This window comes from Herpetosiphon sp. NSE202, from assembly GCF_042688385.1.
GTDB lineage: Bacteria > Chloroflexota > Chloroflexia > Chloroflexales > Herpetosiphonaceae > Herpetosiphon.
Map to the genome: position 1 here is coordinate 51,773 of NZ_JBHUPY010000023.1, position 17,082 is coordinate 68,854.

13 protein-coding genes are annotated in these 17,082 nt (G+C 53.7%); 3 read left to right on the forward strand and 10 right to left on the reverse strand.

Annotation, left to right across the window (positions count from 1 at the left end; translation table 11 throughout):
• Nucleotides 1-2: 2 nt before the first annotated feature.
• Nucleotides 3-950, forward strand: coding sequence for a methylmalonyl Co-A mutase-associated GTPase MeaB (gene meaB / locus ACFMKP_RS22265; protein WP_382295281.1), 948 nt, complete (start codon nt 3-5; stop codon nt 948-950).
• A gap of 337 nt (nt 951-1,287) precedes the next feature.
• Here the strand turns inward: meaB and ACFMKP_RS22270 are convergent, their stop codons facing one another.
• The 3 genes from ACFMKP_RS22270 to ACFMKP_RS22280 form a co-directional block, all read right to left on the reverse strand.
• Complete coding sequence (locus ACFMKP_RS22270) at nt 1,288-2,106, reverse strand: phosphodiester glycosidase family protein (RefSeq protein WP_382295285.1); 819 nt, start codon at nt 2,104-2,106, stop codon at nt 1,288-1,290.
• A gap of 309 nt (nt 2,107-2,415) precedes the next feature.
• Entirely contained in the window at nt 2,416-2,793 is a 378-nt protein-coding gene (locus ACFMKP_RS22275; protein ID WP_204755738.1) for an Asp23/Gls24 family envelope stress response protein, read from the reverse strand.
• 14 nt (nt 2,794-2,807) lie between these two features.
• On the reverse strand, nt 2,808-3,380 hold the full coding sequence (locus ACFMKP_RS22280; RefSeq protein WP_382295288.1) for a hypothetical protein: 573 nt from the start codon (nt 3,378-3,380) through the stop codon (nt 2,808-2,810).
• Between the two features lie 174 nt (nt 3,381-3,554).
• Between ACFMKP_RS22280 and ACFMKP_RS22285 the strand changes: the two genes are divergently transcribed.
• Complete coding sequence (locus tag ACFMKP_RS22285) at nt 3,555-4,475, forward strand: hypothetical protein (protein ID WP_382295291.1); 921 nt, start codon at nt 3,555-3,557, stop codon at nt 4,473-4,475.
• Nucleotides 4,476-4,571: 96 nt separating this feature from the next.
• Nucleotides 4,572-6,038: an ATP-binding protein gene (locus ACFMKP_RS22290; RefSeq protein ID WP_382295294.1), complete on the forward strand. Its 1,467-nt coding sequence runs from the start codon at nt 4,572-4,574 to the stop codon at nt 6,036-6,038.
• Nucleotides 6,039-6,417: 379 nt separating this feature from the next.
• On the opposite strand, the gene ACFMKP_RS22295 is transcribed toward ACFMKP_RS22290, so the two are convergent.
• The 7 genes from ACFMKP_RS22295 to ACFMKP_RS22325 all read right to left on the reverse strand — a co-directional run bounded on the left by ACFMKP_RS22295 (nt 6,418) and on the right by ACFMKP_RS22325 (nt 17,037).
• Nucleotides 6,418-8,358, reverse strand: coding sequence for a protein kinase (locus tag ACFMKP_RS22295; RefSeq protein WP_382295297.1), 1,941 nt, complete (start codon nt 8,356-8,358; stop codon nt 6,418-6,420).
• Nucleotides 8,359-8,490: 132 nt separating this feature from the next.
• Nucleotides 8,491-10,440 carry a protein kinase gene (locus ACFMKP_RS22300; RefSeq protein ID WP_382295300.1) on the reverse strand — a complete coding sequence of 650 codons (1,950 nt, stop codon included), beginning with the start codon at nt 10,438-10,440 and terminating at the stop codon, nt 8,491-8,493.
• 94 nt (nt 10,441-10,534) lie between these two features.
• The gene (locus ACFMKP_RS22305) at nt 10,535-11,857 is read right to left on the reverse strand and encodes a glycosyltransferase family 87 protein (RefSeq protein WP_382295303.1); all 1,323 of its coding nucleotides are present in this window, start codon (nt 11,855-11,857) and stop codon (nt 10,535-10,537) included.
• A 107-nt stretch (nt 11,858-11,964) separates the two neighbouring features.
• A complete protein-coding gene (locus ACFMKP_RS22310; protein WP_382295306.1) occupies nt 11,965-14,097 on the reverse strand; it encodes a serine/threonine protein kinase in 2,133 nt (710 codons plus the stop codon).
• A 15-nt stretch (nt 14,098-14,112) separates the two neighbouring features.
• The gene (locus ACFMKP_RS22315) at nt 14,113-15,000 is read right to left on the reverse strand and encodes a zinc ribbon domain-containing protein (protein ID WP_382295309.1); all 888 of its coding nucleotides are present in this window, start codon (nt 14,998-15,000) and stop codon (nt 14,113-14,115) included.
• Between the two features lie 72 nt (nt 15,001-15,072).
• Nucleotides 15,073-16,167 carry a histidinol-phosphate transaminase gene (gene hisC, locus ACFMKP_RS22320; RefSeq protein ID WP_382295311.1) on the reverse strand — a complete coding sequence of 365 codons (1,095 nt, stop codon included), beginning with the start codon at nt 16,165-16,167 and terminating at the stop codon, nt 15,073-15,075.
• A 78-nt stretch (nt 16,168-16,245) separates the two neighbouring features.
• On the reverse strand, nt 16,246-17,037 hold the full coding sequence (locus ACFMKP_RS22325) for an inositol monophosphatase family protein (RefSeq protein ID WP_382295314.1): 792 nt from the start codon (nt 17,035-17,037) through the stop codon (nt 16,246-16,248).
• Nucleotides 17,038-17,082: the final 45 nt, after the last annotated feature.

Genomic DNA, 17,082 nt, shown 5'->3' on the forward strand with positions numbered 1-17,082 from the left:
GCGTGGAACTTGTTGCAAAGGCTCGTGCTGGCAATCGTCGGGCACTGGCCCGCTTGATAACCCTCGTTGAAGCTGGCGATGCTCAAGCCCAAACCGCCTTGGCTGCGCTGTATCCCTACACTGGCCACGCCCATATCGTTGGGGTAACTGGCGCGCCAGGCACTGGCAAATCGACCTTGGTGACGCAGTTGGCTTTGCATTGGCGCAGCCTTGGGCGCACGGTCGCGGTGCTGGCGGTCGATCCAACCTCGCCATTTAGCGGCGGCGCAATCCTCGGCGACCGGATTCGTATGCAATCGTTGGGCGGCGATAGCGGCTGTTATATTCGTTCGATGGCCAGCCGTGGCAGCCTTGGCGGCTTGTCGCGAGCCACTGGCGATGCGGTGAAAGTGCTTGATGCAGCTGGTTTCGATATTGTGATTGTCGAAACGGTTGGCGCTGGGCAGGCTGAGGTCGAGATTGCCCGCGAAGCACATAGCGTGGTGGTCGTCGAGGTGCCAGGCATGGGCGATGATATTCAAGCGATCAAAGCAGGTATTTTGGAAATTGCCGATGTGTTTGTGGTCAATAAGGCTGATCGCGAGGGCGTTGAGCGGACTGTGCGCCAATTGCAGATGATGCTGCATCTTGGCAGCGGCGAGCATCGCGATGGTTGGGAGCCACCGATTGTGCAGACGGTTTCTAACACTGGCAAGAATATCGCCGAAGCAGCGGCGGCAGTTGAACGCCATTTTGATCATCTGAAAAGCAATAATCTGCTTGAATTGCGCGAACGCGAACGGATTGAGCGCGAATGGAAAATGATTATGCGCGAACGCCTCTTGCGCCAGTTGCTCCAGCGGCTTGAGCCAGAGCAGTATGAACAATTACTCAATCAAATGGCCGAGCGCCAGCTTGACCCCTATGCTGCCGCCAAGCAGGCAATTGAAACGGTTTTGGAATTGAGCTGAGTTCCCTCACCCCCCAGCCCCCTCTCCCACTGGACGCGGGCGAGGGGGAGCGTCTATGAATTACTAACCATGTTCCCTCACCCCCCAGCCCCCGCTCCCACTGAACGCGGGTGAGGGGGAGTATACGTGGTTCAACGATGCATTGCGACAGAACCACAACATTAAAGCCCCTCGCCCGCGCCATGGGAGCGGGGTTGGGGTGAGGGGATCTTACACCCTACCCTTGGAAGCCAGCCCACTGGACGCGGGCGAGGGGGAGCGCCTATGGATTACCAACCATGTTCCCTCACCCCCGCACCCACGAAACGCGGGCGCGGGGGTGGGGTGAGGGAACGCATTACTTGCGCTCAACTAACAGCACTTGGGGCACGCGCACTAGCGAATCGAGTTTAAACGAACGGCTTTCGCTACTGACCACCAAGCCCGTCGACGAGCCACCATCGAGATTCAAGGCCGCGTCGATTGCAAGATTTTGCTGCACCAACCACTGGCTTAGCTCGGTCAGGGTAAAGCTCGGCCAACTACAGACAATAATCAACAAATGCCCTGACTGATCGAGCGCAATCACGCTGCGCCGAGCTTTATCGCCATCGTCGTTGGGCTGCTCGATCGCCGCGCCATGCACCACCAACATCGGTGCCGATTGTAGCGCTTGATTGAGCACTTCGCTGCTATCGTAGGGTTGTTCGCGCAACGAACGCAACGACCATGCATCAGCACTATCAACTGCCAGCATGCCACCAAAGCCATCGTAGGATGTACCATTAACCACGCCATCGAAAATTGTGAGCGCTGTGGCTCGCCCTTGAGGGTCAAAATAGCCACCATTGATCACAGCAACCGGATTGAGCGCCGCGGCCCATTCGCTCACTCGACCTGGGCTGGCCACATCGTAGCCAATCCGCAACCGAAAATAGGCAGGATCGATGCGCAAGACTTGAACATTGGTCACATCGTAGCCAATTTCGCGAAAATCAAGGCCTGGTTCTAAGCGCTGCCATTGGTTATCAACTGTGGTTGGTTCGGCGCTGTCGGGCGAAATAATCGGGGTGCTGGTGCCACTTGGTTTGAGCACCTCTTGCATATCCGAGCGCGAACAAGCGCTTAAACCCCAAGCAAGCAGGATGATGAGGCTCAATCTCAATAAAAAGTGCATACTAATTCCTCACACAAGAGCATTTATCCTACCATAATCGTGGATCTGAGGGGTAGGCATCGGTTGAAGAATGGAGTATGAGGGATACCAGGTATCGACGGCGTATGCAAGGGGTCAGCGAATTTTTAACCACAGCATGCTCCCCTCACCCCAAATCCTCTCCCGTGCCACGAGCTTTCATGCCGTGGTTCTGTCGCAAGGTGTGGTGAAAAACGGTAGGTGCTCCCCTCGCCCGCGTTCAGTGGGAGAGGGGCTGGGGGTGAGGGCATTCCCCTGATTGCCAATCGAATCAATCATTACAGTTGCTGGCTAGCGATACCACAAGCCAGCAATATGAATATGCACAGCGTGAACATTCAGCTCGGTATATTGTTGAATACTTTCGATCACCCGTTTGCGCAGCGCATTGACGATTGGTGGCAATTGCTCGTGGATAAATGGAATTAATTTGAGGTGCAGCACAACACTGGCGCGCTCATCAAAGCGGGTTTGCGGCTCCTCATCCTTTTTTTGATCGTTCTCGGCCCGGCCTTCAGCAAGCAATTCGGCGCTTTCGAGTTGGGTTTCGTAAATGCCTTCAATCGTGCCGCTAACCGACTGCACAATTTGGCCAATCACCCCAATATCGATGGTGGTGGTATGGCGATTACTGCGAACTGAACGCACAATTGATTGTTGTTGGGGCATAATTCGCTCCTTGGCTAACGAGTGGGCGTGGCGGTTGGCGATGGGCTCGCGGTTGGTGCAGCTGCCCCTAAAGCGATCCGAAGCCGCTCCAAGGTACTGCCAATGCTGGCTAAATCTTGTTCGACGCTATCAAGGCGGTTGGTCAAAGCTGCATTGGCGGGAATCGATTCAAGCTCATCAAGCCGCGATTGAATGCTCAACAACGAATTAAGATTCGAATCGATTTGTTTTTGGAGGCTATCGAGGTTGGTTTCACGGGTATTGAGGCTGCTTTCAATCGTTTGCACTCGTTCGCGCAAGCCATCGACCGAGCCACGCAGATCAGTCAAGCCGCGCAAAGTTGCAGTTTGATCGGTTTGAACGATGATCGCGGTTTGTTGGGCTTGCTCAAGTGTGGCAATCCGCCCAGTGCTATCGGGAAAGCTTACCCCAAAATTGCGTGGCCCATACCACATCACCAAGAGCGCGAGCGCCGCCCCCAGCCCAGCACTGACAATAATCGTCAAAGCAGAACCCACAAGGGTGGCCAAACATCCACGTTTTTGTTTAATCACAATTGGTTTCGGGGCATCGGTTTGTTCGCTCATTTGATGTGGCTCTCCATGCCATCCGCAGATGGTCGCATTTGGCTTAATAATACTCGAATCTAGCCAATACTCAATATGCTCCAAAGCAAGTTTATATCCGCCCCGCGTGGCGCAACTTTGCCCGTTAACCCAACGTCTAGAAGCAGCAGAGTATTATTCAGCTTTGGGGTAGTTATGATTCTGATGCTTGGGTTGGTCAGTATCGGCGGGTTGGTCTTGCTGCGGGCATTTGTAAGCTATGCAATGCTGCGCCAGCAACATTGGCAGCCAGCGTTGCTCGCAAGCGGATTGCTGCTTATAGCCTTGGTCATGTATAGTATTCCAATTTTTATTCCAGCAGCGCCAAGCCCAAGCCTCCATGCCGATGCAAGCAGCCAGCCAAGCAAGAGTGCTGGGCTACAAGCAACCCTCGCGCGCCTGAACCAAGCTGAATCAACAACCAACCCCGCCTATACAACCCTGTTGAACGATTACACCAACTACCACGTGGTGCTGGTGGTTGAGGGCGGTTTTTTCACGCTGCTGCTCGGCGGCCTCAGCATCGTTCTGTGGCGACGCTTTAAACGCGCCAAAACCTTAAACCAACGATTTTGGTCATTTGAGCGCAAGGTCTATGCCTTTGTCGGGCCGGCAAGCACCACGCTGGCCCTTGGGCTGCTGTTGATTGTGGCAGCAAATCTGAGCAACGTGATTAACGCCCAAGCAGGCTTTGCCAAAACGATTCCCGATCTGCACAGTTCAGCGGGCACAGCCAAAGCCGCGCTCTACCAAGCAGTCGATAGCTGGGCCGAAACCGGCAGCACTGCAACCCCAGCCATCTTGCAACATCAAATCCACAATCGGCTTGCTTGGCAAGGCCCAAAAGCGCTGGTAGCGAGTATCTTGCTGCTCGTGTTTGCAATTGCCACCACCAAGCTCTGGCAAAAACTCATTCGCGCCTCGCGCGCAGGCCAAGCGCGCTGGAATGTGCCTGCCCAAACGCAAATTGCCATGGGCATTGTTGCGGTGCCTGCAACTGGCTTGCTGATGCTGATGGCCTTGGCCAATACTCAAGCCTCATTGGCCCCCATAACCTTGACCTTGCTGTTCGGTTAAGCTGCGCCAATAGGTAAAATATAGCTTAAACATGACCATAATCAAGGCTTAACTTTGGGTTGCTAGCATAGGCCAATTTGAGTAACGAGAATGGCTATGCAGTTGCAGGCATACAGTAGTTTGGCGCTTAATCAGCTGATTCGGTTGGCGTATCTGATGGCGATTGTCGTTGGCGGCTTCGGGCTTGGCCTGATTGGCTATGGGCTTTGGCTGGCAAACTTCGATTGGTGGCATTGGCTGTTGATTAGCCTTGGCGGTTTGTGGCTGCTGCTGCAAATTGGCCTGATTGTGATTTTGCAACGCAAACGGCGAGCAATTGAGCAATTAACCGCCGTGGTTGAGGTCTTGGCAACCGCCGATTTGAGCGTGCGAGCACCAAATTTGGGCACTGACGAGCTGGGCGAATTGGCCCAATCGATCAATCTGGCGGCTGAGCATTTCACCAACTTGCTAGCCAACCAGCGCCGCGAAACCCAACGCGAACGGGCAATTTTGGCGGCGATCGACGATGGCGTGATCGTCTGCGATCAGCTTGGCCAAATTGTATTGCTCAACACTGCTGCCTACAATATTATTGCCATGGCTGAAGCCGAGCGTCTGCAAACTACCCACGAACAGCCGAATTTGAGCGTGCGCTTTTACGCGGCGCTTGATGCCGTGCAACCAGCCTTGGATCAAGCCTTGGGTCGGCCCCACATCAAGCCTGCCGAACGGGTCTGTTTTGCTGGGCGCACCTATCGCCTGAGCGCCAACCCAATTTGGGTCGATGATCAACGCATGGGCGCGGTGGCAATTTTGCAAGATATGAGTGCGCGGGTTGAGAGCGAACGGCTGCGCAGCGATTTTATGGCCTTGGCAGCCCATGAATTGCGTTCGCCGTTGACCAGCATTCGTGGTTTTGCTGATATGCTGCTGTGGAGCAACCCTGAGCATTTTAGCCCCGAAGAAATCAGCTATATCGAGGGCATTGGCCGCAACATTCAACGCCTAACTGAGCTGATGAACGAAGTTGTTGATTTGGCGCGGCTGGAAATTCAACGCAACGAACATACCCCGCAACCAGTTGATTTGCGCAGCGTGTTGAGTGCTGTGTTGAATGAATTTCGGCCTCGTGCTGAGCGCAAAAAATTGCAATTAGAATGTTTATTGCCCGCCGAATTGCCGTTATTGAGCCTTGATCCATTGCATTTGCGCCAAATTAGCCACCATCTAATCAGCAATGCAATCAAATACACGCCTGAGCATGGCCAGATTCAAATCGAAGTTCAACAGCGAATCGATGATGTGCTGGTGGTGGTGCGCGACACAGGCATTGGCATTTCGCTACGTGAGCAACCACGGATTTTCGGACGCTTCTTTCGCAACGATAACCCATTGTCGCGGGCGGCGGGCGGCACCGGCTTAGGCTTATCAATCGCCAAAGCCTTGGTCGAAATGAATCATGGCTCGATTTATTTCGAGAGCATTGAAGAAGCAGGCACAACGTTTTATGTGGCCTTTCCGCTGGCCTTGGTATGCGAACCCTTGCCCCACAATCCTGCCAGCGGCGGTGAAGTTGTTTAGTTCCCTCACCCCAACCCCTCTCCCGTGGCGCGGGCGAGGGGCTTTTGGTTGGATGGATTTGGCATGAATGGTGGTTGATCGATGATTTGTGGTTCTCCCATCGAGCTCCCCCTCACCCGCGTTTTCGTGGGAGAGGGAGTTCTTACAAGGGTCGGTTGTTAAGATCCCCTCACCCCAACCCCTCTCCCGTGGCGCGGGCGAGGGGCTTTAAACGGGTGGTTCTGACGCAGTTCTTGGTACCACTGGTCGGCTCCCCCTCGCCCGCGTTCAGTGGGAGAGGGGGCTGGGTGGGTGAGGGAATGAAACATGCCACATACTTTTACATTTGTTAAAAACCTACCCTTGAAAGGAGAGGGGTTGGGGTGAGGGGCTTTTAACCTTAGCGTGGCCCCCAACCAAGCCCAAATTTATTCGCATCGGAGATCGTAAACGGTTGCGCAGGCCCACCCTTGGTCGAAACAACCCACAAATTGAAGCGCGGGCGATTATTTTGCAGATCGTCGGGCATGCCCCACTTGGCCAAAAAGACAATCCATTTGCCATCGGGCGACCAACGCGGCTGGGTTACGCCGCCAATGCTCTTGGTCAGCGGGTGCGGATTTGAGCCATCGGCGTTCATCACCCAAATTTGGCGCGTGATTGTGCGCTGACTATCGCCAGCAACATAGGCGATTTGCTTGCCATCAGGCGACCATTCGGCATAATGTTCATCGCGATCACGGGTTGGGTTGATAATTTTTAGCTCGCTGCCGTCGGGCTGAATAATCGCCAAGCCCAATTGCTCGATATTCTCGACAATATCACGGCTGGTGAACACGATGCCTTGCTCGCCCCAAGTTGGCATTGTGCCCCACATTTTGCTTACTTGCTGGCCTTCAGCTTGGTCAAGCCGTTGGATGTAGATCGTTGAGCTATTTTCCTTCAAATCGTCCAAGCGGCGGTGGGCGTAGGCTACACTTTGGCCATCTGGCGACCAACTAGGGTATTCGCAACGCCCAACATCAGTCGTAATGCGCCGTTGATTGCTACCATCAACATTCATCACATACACTTGCTCGCGGCCATCGCGCTCGGAAGTAAAGGCGATTTGTTGGCCATCAGGCGAAACCACCCCACCATAATTTGCGCCAAGCGTGGTTAATTGCTGCGGCTCGCCGCCCATCGCCGGAATTCGATAGATTTGATATTCGCCATCTTTGGCGCGCATACCAACAAAGAAATAGCCAGTTAGGCCAGCAACCAAGGGTTGCACTGTCGAGGTTGGGGCTGGTGTGCTAGTTGGCGCAGGTGTGCTGGTTGGCGCTTGCGTTGGCGTGAACAACGGGGCCGAAGTGGCACTATTATTTAACAATGCAGGAAAATAGATTTGCGAATTGGGCGAAGCTTCAGCAGCATTTTGTTGTCGAACCAGGCTCCAAATTGTGGCACTAAACCCGCCCAAACTCAGGCTGCCAATCAAGCCAAGCCCAAGCCAATGCCGCCACGTGCGTGGCTGAATCAAGGGTTGGGTGCGAATGAGTGGCAATTTGGGACTAGCTGGCTGAATCGAACGCCACGCGGTCATCAATTCTAAAGCCAATTGGCCAGCAGATTGCTGCCGATCCTCCGGCTCCAAAGCTAAACCGCGCAATAATGGCTGATCCAACACGCTTGGCAGGCTGGGCCGCAGGGCAGAAGGAGCTGGTAAGGCTTCGCCAATTAAGCGGGCTGGGGCTGCCAAAGGAGCGCGGCCAGTCAGTAAGGCATAAATCGTTGCCGCCAGTGCATAAATATCCGAGCGCGCATCAGTCTGGCCGCGATATTGCTCTGGCGGCGAATAGCCAGCAGTTACCGCACGCCGCAAGCCCAAGCTCGAAACCTTGAGGTCGCGGGCAATCCCAAAATCAATCAGCACCAAGCGCCCATCAGGCGTGAGCTTAACGTTCGATGGCTTAATATCGCGGTGCAGCACTGGTTGCGGCAGGGTGTGAATATATTGGACGGCGGTGCACAATTGTTGCGCCCATTCGACAACCCGCTTGGGAGCAATGCCATCGTGCTCGGTAGCCAACAAGACATTCAGATCAACGCCCTCGATGTAATCCATCACGACACAGGCATGGCCTTCGTGCACAAAGTGATCGCGAATTCGTGGCAACGATGGATGGGCCAGCCCAGCCAAAATCGTGGCCTCTGCTTCCAACATCTCAGTAACTTCTGCTTCGGCGGCAATACTTTGTTTAACCGCGCATAGCCCACCGATTTGTTTATCGTAGGCGAGCCAGACGGTCGCAAAACCACCTTTACCAAGTTGTTCTACAAAGCGATAGCGTTCACGCATAGTCAGTATTGAAGAGCATAGAACATACAAATTATGATTCAAACTCTAAGCCAATATAATAGCCTTATCTTCGTGCTCTTCGTGCTCTTCGTGGTTTCGTTTCCCTTTCTCCTGAAAGCTATTATACTCGCATTACCATGAAGGCCAGCGATCGTGGCGCGTGCCATCGGAGAGCGCTTCGACTTTGCCAGTCGCCAGATTTTGCAAATAGATGCCCCAATGTTCGTTACGATAGCTCTCAAAAGCCAAATAGCGGCCATCGGGAGACCAGCGCGGCCAGCGGTTTTTGCCATTGCCAAGCGTGGTCAGTTCGCGTGGCTCGCCGCCGCTGGTTGGCACAGTATAAATTTTGGTGCGGCTATCGTTATCGCCAGTCATAAAGGCAATCGTTTGGCCATCGGGCGACCAATCGGCCCAAAAGGCGCTATCATCGACGCTCGCCAACAAATATTGCTTGTTGCTGGTTAAATCAAGCACCACAATTTCATATAAATCGCTGGTTTGGCTATGAAAAGCCAGCTTGCTGCCATCAGGCGACCAAGCAGGGCCGCCTTGCCAGCCACCTTCAGCAGTCACGCGCTGCACATTCGAGCCATCTGCATCCATAATATAAATATCGAAGCTGTTGTTAGTGCTGCGGTCGCGATCGCTTTCAAAGGCGATTTTGCTGCCATCAGGCGACCAACGTGGAGCGCGGCTTTCGCCTGGAGCCGAGGTTAATTGCTGCTCATCAGTGCCATCGCCATTAATCGTAAAAATCTGTTCAAGCCCATCAACGCCATGCGAATAGGCCACCCGACCATCGCTGCGGCGACGCGAGGCAATTGCATTATCATCGTGATGCGGCACAACCGCGCTCACATTGCCCGACGGAATATCCAAACTCAGCACATTGTATGCGCCACTGTTGCCTACGCGCGAAGAAATAATCAAATCGCCAGCAGCACTATCAGGCAAGGCACTGAGTTGGGTTGGCACCAGCGGCGTTTGCAGTTGATTAGAGCGATTCAGATACCACCAGCCTGCGCCACCACCAACCACCAGCACCAGCAGCAGCACCCATGGCCAAACCAGCGTTTTGCGCGCAGCAGGCACAGTTGGAATTGGCGTTGCTTGGATCGGCTGGGGCGTAGCAACATCCTGGCTATAGCGTGGTTGGGTTTGTACCTGAGGATTGACTCGCGTTGGCGCTTCGGCTCCGCGATAGGGCGCGGCTTGCGGCAAAATCGCAAATGGATCAGCGATTGGTACAATTGGCAAATCGCGAATGCGCTCTAGTTCAGCGCGCACAACCGCTGCCGACGCAGGCCGTTCATCAATGTGCAGCGAGGTTAATTGGGTAATTAAGCTATCGAGAGCAGGCGAAACCCAATCGACGCTTTGGCTAACTGGCGGCAAGCGCAGGCCACTGGTTACGCGCTCGTTGGTCAACAGCACATACATCGTTGAGCCAAGGCTATATAAATCGGAGCGTGGCTCGGTTTGGCCGCCATATTGCTCAGGAGGAGCATAGCCAGGCGTGCCAATTTGAATCGTATCTTGATGTTGGCCCTCTTTGAAACGCCGCACAATCCCAAAATCGATCAAAAGAACTTTGCCTTCTGGCGTGCGCATAATATTGGCTGGCTTAAGATCGCGAAAAATCAGTGGCGGGCGTTGATTGTGCAAATATTCCAATACATTACATAACTCAATCGCCCAATCGACCACTTGTTGCTCGCCAAACGGGCCGTTGAGCCGTTTTTGCAAGGCCGCCAATGATTCGCCTGGCACATAGCCCATCACCAACATCCAACCATCGTCGACAGCAAAATAATCGAGCACTGGCGCGAGGTTGGGGTGGCTCAAACTGGCCAAGGTATGGGCTTCTTGCTGAAACAAATGGGCCAGCGAATCACGTTCTTCTGGGCGCATATGAGCCGTAGCAAAATATTTGATCGCTACATTGCGCTGCCCCAAGCGACCATCGGTGGCCAAAAAGACCGCTCCAAAGCCACCACTGCCCAAGGGCCGCACAATCGTATAGCGATCTTGAATAATTGTGCCACTTTTCAACATGCCAATTGCCTCACCACATTGCACTTAACCATAACATTGCTATTATAGTCGATTCATTGGGCAAAATATAGGTTATGTGCTGAGGCACAGCGCAAATTCGGCGGGCGGGTAAGAGAACTTATTCCTGAATTGAAGCCTTGGCTGGTTGATAGCGCATCAGCAACCACCACACAATCAACGCTCCACACAGGCCCCAGCCCAAAAAGAGCGGTGTGGCAGCGAGGTTGAGCAAAAAGCGCCAATAGCGCTCGAGCACAATCAAACCATAGCTCGCCAACAAACCAATAATCATAGAGGGTTTTTGCTTGGGTGTAAGTTGTTGATAGCGCTGAAGCAGCCATGCCACTGGAATCAGCAACAACACCAAATAATGGCTATGCACCACCGGCAACAGCAACAAGGTCAAAATAATAATCAAGCCATAATCAAACCATAAGCTGGCTGGTGTTGAAGCGCTGCGCCAACGTCGCACAATGCTGCGCCCTGATAAAAATGCAATTGCTGCCGCCAAACCAGCCGCCAACAGCTTGCCCAACAATGGCGCTTCGATCACTGGTTTAAGCGTTAGTTCAACCAAATTATTAGCACTCAAGTAGGCATAACGATAGGTATGCTCCGTAAACAGACGCTCGAAAACTGGCCAAATCGATTGGTCGGCGGCATTGGCGGGGCCGCGTAAACTTGGCAATACATCAGTAAAGAAATGCAGCGTCGTAGCCCAACCGCCACCTGCAAAAATACCGATGAGCATTGCACCCGCCACACCAAGCAGCACCCCAAGGCTGGCAATATAGCGCCGATGTAGCAGAAAAATCAACCCAAATGCCAAGGGATAGACTTTGATCACCGCTGCAACGCCAATCAACGCGCCTGCCAAAAGATCGCTGCGATTGCTTGGTTTAGCGCGCAACAACAGAGCTAACGCACCAGTTAATAAGGCCAGCAGCAATATATTGACTTGGCCCAAGAGCAGCGTATCGTAAAACGGCGGGGCTAGCAGCAACAGCCCTAAACCAAGTAAACGCTGTTGCCAAGTAAGCTGCGCCAAATGGCCAAGCAGCCACCACATTGCAGCAAATACGCCAATATTGGCCAAAAACCAGATCGTTTTGGCTTGGGCGAAGGGTAAGCTGGCCAATGGTCGCAGCACTGCTGCAAAAAATGGCGGGTAAATATATAACGGATGCGCCATATGTTGGCCATCAATTGTCGCTGCCCGTTGCATCGCCGCGCCATCATAGAGGGTTTCGTGCTGGTTCAAGGCCCGCGCAGCCACATAATAGGCCGCAAAATCATAATGATCGGGCACGCGAATTAAGCTTGGCAATACGCGCACAAAGCCAACTGCTGCCAAGGCCAAGCCCAATAATCCGAGCATTGCATACATTCCATACGGTCGAGCCAACCAACGCCGCCAATGTGTCCGCAAACCTTGTACCATCAGAATCTCCCTAGCAATTAAAGCAAACTGCCAGAGAGTGTACCACGCAACTGCTTAAACAAAAAAGCCTCTCGCTCGGTAACGAGAGGCCAATCAAGCGTGATTGCTTATGGTTCTTCGCGCAAATCAACGCTCAGAATATTCAGCACTGTCCATGGTGCGCCGATTGCTGTGCGGCTCGGATTACCAAACCACAACACTTTCGGCTGCGCTCCAATCTTTTCGGTAAATAGCTGATTGCCATCGAGAATGAAGGTTTGCTCGCCATTACGCTGTTGAATCGTCAAGTTGTGTTCGGTTGTATCAATTTGGCCGTTGGTATAGGGCAAACGAATATCTTTCAGCTCAGCATCTGCTGTTTGGTCACGATGGAATTCAACAATCAGGCCTTGATTTTCATCCTGCCAAATGCCGCTCCAGCTGGTGCCAGCCCGATCAGTTTCGCCACACGGCGTAGCCATTGCATCGGCCAGCATAAAGCCCGTACCCAAGGCCGTTACATCGGAATAGCGGAAGGTGATGTTGAGCGTAAAGTTGTTGGCCGGAAAGAGCGTATCGGTGATCGTGCGCACGACTGGATAGCAATTGGCACTAGTTGCAGCCAGTTGCAATTCACCATTATTCAACTGAATGCTGCCATCGCGGGTTTCGCTAGCCCACAAACGTGGGTCAAGCGTGCTGCCATTGAAGGTATCGCCAACAATCTGGCCAACTGGCGTGGCGGTGGGCGTTGGCGGTAATGCGGTTGCAGTTGGTTGGGCAACGGCGGTTGCCGTTGCCACCGCAACAGTGGTTTGTTGCACGTCTGCGGTAACAGTCGCATCAAGAAAAATCTTAATTCGGTCGCGCCGCGATTGGGTATCTTTATAAAATGGGTCTTGGCGCAAAATTTCGTCGTATTCGCTCAAGGCCAAGCCATATTGGCCGGTTTCTTCGTAGGCCGTGCCCCGCTGATAGCGCGCCTCTAAATCGACGTTAAACGCAGCTTCGGTTGCAGCAGTAAACGTCTGAATCGCATCGGCGGTAGCTCGCGGCACATCCAGGGTTGGAATTTGGGTTGCAGGTGGAATTGCCGCCAAAGCAGTAGCAGTTTTGGCACTATCGCTCAGCAAAATCCCTTCATCACGGGTAACGGTTGGCAAGCCATTGTTGGCAATTTCGGTTGCATTAACAAACGCATTGCTCTTGGGCTTGAAAATAAACCATGCTCCAGCCAACAAGGCTAAGCCAATAAACACACCTAGCACAATCAAGCCCGTACGATTGTTGCTTTCAACTGGGCGTTGCGGCAAGGCCGAGGTCGCTGGCCCAAGATCGCGGTCGGGCAAGAGCAATTGCTCAAGCATCGCCTGATCATATTGCGAGGTTGTGCCGCGGCCTGGTGGCACCGGAATCGGCGAGCTTTCCGAGGGCACATAGCGTTGGGTTGGGCCATCGGCTGGTGTGCTGGGCAACATCGAGGGCGTAAAACCAATCACAGGCAAATCGCCCGCTGATTCTTGGGTGCTGCTGGTTTGGCTCAAGGCCACCACAAATTGCTCAATAGAGGCAAAGCGTTGTTGTGGCTGTTGGCTGAGCGCTTTGACAATGGCGTTGGAAACCGCAGGCGAAAGATCAGGCCGCCGCACATCGGGCGGGGCAAAGGCCATCAAGGGTTGGGTGTTGGGGTCAGTTCCGGTCAACAAATGGTGTAGCGTCGCGCCCAAGGCATAAATATCCGAAGCTGGAGTAGCATTTGCGCCGCTCCAAATTTCGGGTGCTGAATAGCGCGAACCGGCATTTTTGGGGCAACCTGCTGGAAAGCCACCAAGCAATTTAATGCGGCGGCCATCTTGCAGCACAATATTTTGCGGCTGAATATCGCCATGCACAAAGCCTTGGCTATGCAAATAGCGCAGGCCTTCGGCAATTTGCTTGGCCCACGCCAGCACCACGCCTTCACGCAAGCGCGGCCCCAGCGCCACATCGGCTAAGGTCTGGCCACGCGGATACTCAAGCACCAAATAGCGCTGGCCATGCTCCTCAAACAGATCATAGACCGAAGGCAGCGCAGCTTGGTTTAACTGCGCCAAACGCTGCAACGAAGCTGGATCTAAAACACCATCATTGAGTTGGCGTAAGGCAACTTCGCGCCCTGCCATCTTGCCATCGACCGCCAAGTACATCACGCCGCATTCATCGCGAAACAGCTCGTTGCGTACTTGGTAGCGTCCTTGTTGAAACATGGCCTGTCCACTCATAGCTGCTACATCACGCTAGCGTTGCCATTGCAACACACATCGGCCAAAACGAATTTCATCGCCAACATTAAGATTAACAATTTGGCGAGCTTGTAAGCGTTGTTTATTGACGGTTGTTCCGTTGGTGCTATCGAGATCTTCAAGTTGCACCAGGCCTGCCCGCACAAAAATGCGTGCATGGCGACGGCCAACGCCATCAGCCAAGCCATTATGCGGATTCAAATCGACATCGGGATAGTTATTCGAAACTGCATCCTCGCGGCCAACCACAATATCGGCTTTGGCAGGAAGATTAATCCGCGTGCCAGCCGCTGTGACGAGCACAAACCCCGCCAACGATTGAATGCCAACCGGCGCGGCGGCAACTGGGGCTGCCACTGGCGGCTTGGGCGTAACTGGCGCTGGCGGCGTATAAACTGGCGCAGCTGGCACTACCGGCGCAGCCTGCACTGGCGGAGTATAAGTTGGTTGTGGCGCGGGAGCAACTGGTCGGGCGGCGGGAGCGGCGGCAGGTGCGCCAGCCAACAACGAAGCCCCACAGTTATCGCAAAAGGCCTCGCCAGGAATAACCGCTGCTCGACAGCTTGGGCAGGTTGGGCTAGCTGCGTTGGCAATCGGCTGCGGCGCAGGGTAATTTGGCTGCGGCGCTGGTTGGACGCTTGGCGCAACTGGCGCAGGAGCCGCAGGTGCGGCAGCCACGCCAACATTCAGCGGCGTACCACATTCATCGCAAAATGCCTCGCCAGCAGTCGCAATATGCTTACAGGTTGGGCATTGAATGCCGCCAGCAACGGCTTTGGGTGGGGTAACAGCCGCCGCCACGGTTGGCAAACGATGACCACACATTTCGCAAAATAAGGCCCCTGTTTGGTTGGTCGCATTACAGACAGGACAAGCAATCATACAACGATCACTCCACAATCATGAAACTCTGTGGCAACGATAGCACGCCGCGTTCCTTGATGTCAATGCAATTTAGCGATAACCCAAATCGGCTAACGCTGCAAGCAAGGCATCATGATGTTCTGGCAGGCCGATACTCACGCGAATACAATTGGCTAGCTCTGGGTTGCGATAGTAGCGCAGCAAGATTCCGCGCTTGGCAAGCTCGGCTTTAAGTTGGGCAGCGTCGCCACGCTCAACTCGGCACAAGATAAAATTTGCCTGCGAAGGAAACGGCGTTAGGCCATCGATTGCTTGCAGCGCAGCGAATAAACGCTCGCGTTCAGCCACCATTACCTTGGCGCGCGCATTCAGCGCCTCAGTTTCAGCCAACGATTGCAAAACCGCTACTTCTGCCGCCACATTGGTGTTGTAGGGTTGCTTGATTTTCCACAAGTGGGTAATTAACCACTCTGGAATCAGGCCATAGCCCAAGCGCAAACCAGCTAAACCAGCCCATTTGGAAAAGGTGCGTAAAACTACCAGATTGGGATAGTGGCCAACCAAATCGGCAACACTCCCCGAACTAAACTCGGCGTAGGCTTCGTCCAACACGAGTATTGTTGGTAATTCCAATAACCGTAGGACGTGCTCACGCGCCAAAAGGTTGCCCGTCGGGTTATTGGGCGAGGGCAAAAAGACCATTTTGGCTTGATGCTCAAGCACCGCGTCGGCTACTGCTTCAATATCAACATCGAAGTTGGCATCGCGCGGTACGGCCACAAAGCGCCCGCCAACCACCCCAGTATTGAAGCTATACATGCCGAAGGTTGGCGGGCAGGCAATCACCACATCGTTGGGCTGGACCAGCACTCGCATTAACAAATCGATAATTTCATCCGAGCCATTGCCACACAAAATCCGTTGAATCGGCTGGCCAATAAATGGGCTAATCGCCCGCCGCAAACGGGTCTGATCTGGGTCGGGATAAATTGCATAAAACGGGTGATCACGCAGCGCTTCGGCAACGCTTGGCGCAGGTCCGTAGGGATTTTCATTGGCATCAAGTTTAATAATTTGCTCAATCGGAATGCCCAATTGTTCGCTGAGCACATCGAATGGTTGAATCGGCGTGTAGGCTTCCAGCGCTGCAATATCAGGCCGCACAAACTTGGTTAAATCAGCCATCAGTTGGTTCCTTCGCTGCGGGGGCTTAATCTGGCCTATGATACCATGCCCCGATCAACGCTGCTGCTTGCTTGCTGTTTAAATTGCGCCCTTGGCAAGGTCGATCATGCCGCGCATTGTTGCATAATTATCATTGCTGGCAGCAAATAATGGTTCGTTGGCCGATGAGCCTTCATAGAAGCGCTGCCAATCGAATGGCCCGCCAGAGAATGTTGATAATTTGCCGCCAGCGCGCTCCAAAATTGGCCATGCGCCGGCAATATCCCACAAGCTGGCATTGCCCAAAATTGCGGCGCAAGCGCGACTGCTGGCCACATAGCAGACATTGGCGGCGGTGCTGCCTAGCGAGCGGGTTTTGCCTGGATAGCTGATTTTATAGCGCCAATGAGCATTCGATGGCACCGCCATCCACGACTGGCTATCGAGAAAATCGGGATTTTCGGCATGAATTGCTTGGCCGTTTAAGGTTGCTGGCCCAGTCAATCCCGCCAAATAACATTCGTCGAGCACCGGCAAATAGACGCAGCCAGCAGCAGGATAGCCATCGACCAACAAGCCAATCGAGACGCACCACACGGGCAGGCGCTTGACAAACGAACCAGTGCCATCAATTGGGTCGAGCACCCAAATGCGGCCACTGCTGCTGGCCTGGCCGCCGCCTTCCTCGCCCATAATCAGGTCATCAGGAAAAGCTTGGGCAATTTGTTGGCGCAGCATCTGCTCGATATTTTCATCGACCTCGGTTACCCACGAGTTATCTGCTTTGCGGCGGGGCGCGGCAGCAGCATAATCTTGAAAAATCTCAAGCGCATAGGCACCTGCTTGGCGTGCCCACGTTTCCATCAATTGGGCTTCGTCGTGTGATTGCATTGTTCTATCCTTTATTTGCGACCAACAAAGCTACCGCGATCAGCA

Bases quoted from the DNA above. Each gene is read 5' to 3' on its own strand.
- ACFMKP_RS22270 (WP_382295285.1), bottom strand. From the start codon at position 2,106: ATGCACTTTTTATTGAGATTGAGCCTCATCATCCTGCTTGCTTGGGGT.
- ACFMKP_RS22275 (WP_204755738.1), bottom strand. From the start codon at position 2,793: ATGCCCCAACAACAATCAATTGTGCGTTCAGTTCGCAGTAATCGCCAT.
- ACFMKP_RS22280 (WP_382295288.1), bottom strand. From the start codon at position 3,380: ATGAGCGAACAAACCGATGCCCCGAAACCAATTGTGATTAAACAAAAA.
- ACFMKP_RS22285 (WP_382295291.1), top strand. From the start codon at position 3,555: ATGATTCTGATGCTTGGGTTGGTCAGTATCGGCGGGTTGGTCTTGCTG.
- ACFMKP_RS22290 (WP_382295294.1), top strand. From the start codon at position 4,572: ATGCAGTTGCAGGCATACAGTAGTTTGGCGCTTAATCAGCTGATTCGG.
- ACFMKP_RS22295 (WP_382295297.1), bottom strand. From the start codon at position 8,358: ATGCGTGAACGCTATCGCTTTGTAGAACAACTTGGTAAAGGTGGTTTT.
- ACFMKP_RS22305 (WP_382295303.1), bottom strand. From the start codon at position 11,857: ATGGTACAAGGTTTGCGGACACATTGGCGGCGTTGGTTGGCTCGACCG.
- ACFMKP_RS22310 (WP_382295306.1), bottom strand. From the start codon at position 14,097: ATGAGTGGACAGGCCATGTTTCAACAAGGACGCTACCAAGTACGCAAC.
- ACFMKP_RS22315 (WP_382295309.1), bottom strand. From the start codon at position 15,000: ATGATTGCTTGTCCTGTCTGTAATGCGACCAACCAAACAGGGGCCTTA.
- hisC (WP_382295311.1), bottom strand. From the start codon at position 16,167: ATGGCTGATTTAACCAAGTTTGTGCGGCCTGATATTGCAGCGCTGGAA.
- ACFMKP_RS22325 (WP_382295314.1), bottom strand. From the start codon at position 17,037: ATGCAATCACACGACGAAGCCCAATTGATGGAAACGTGGGCACGCCAA.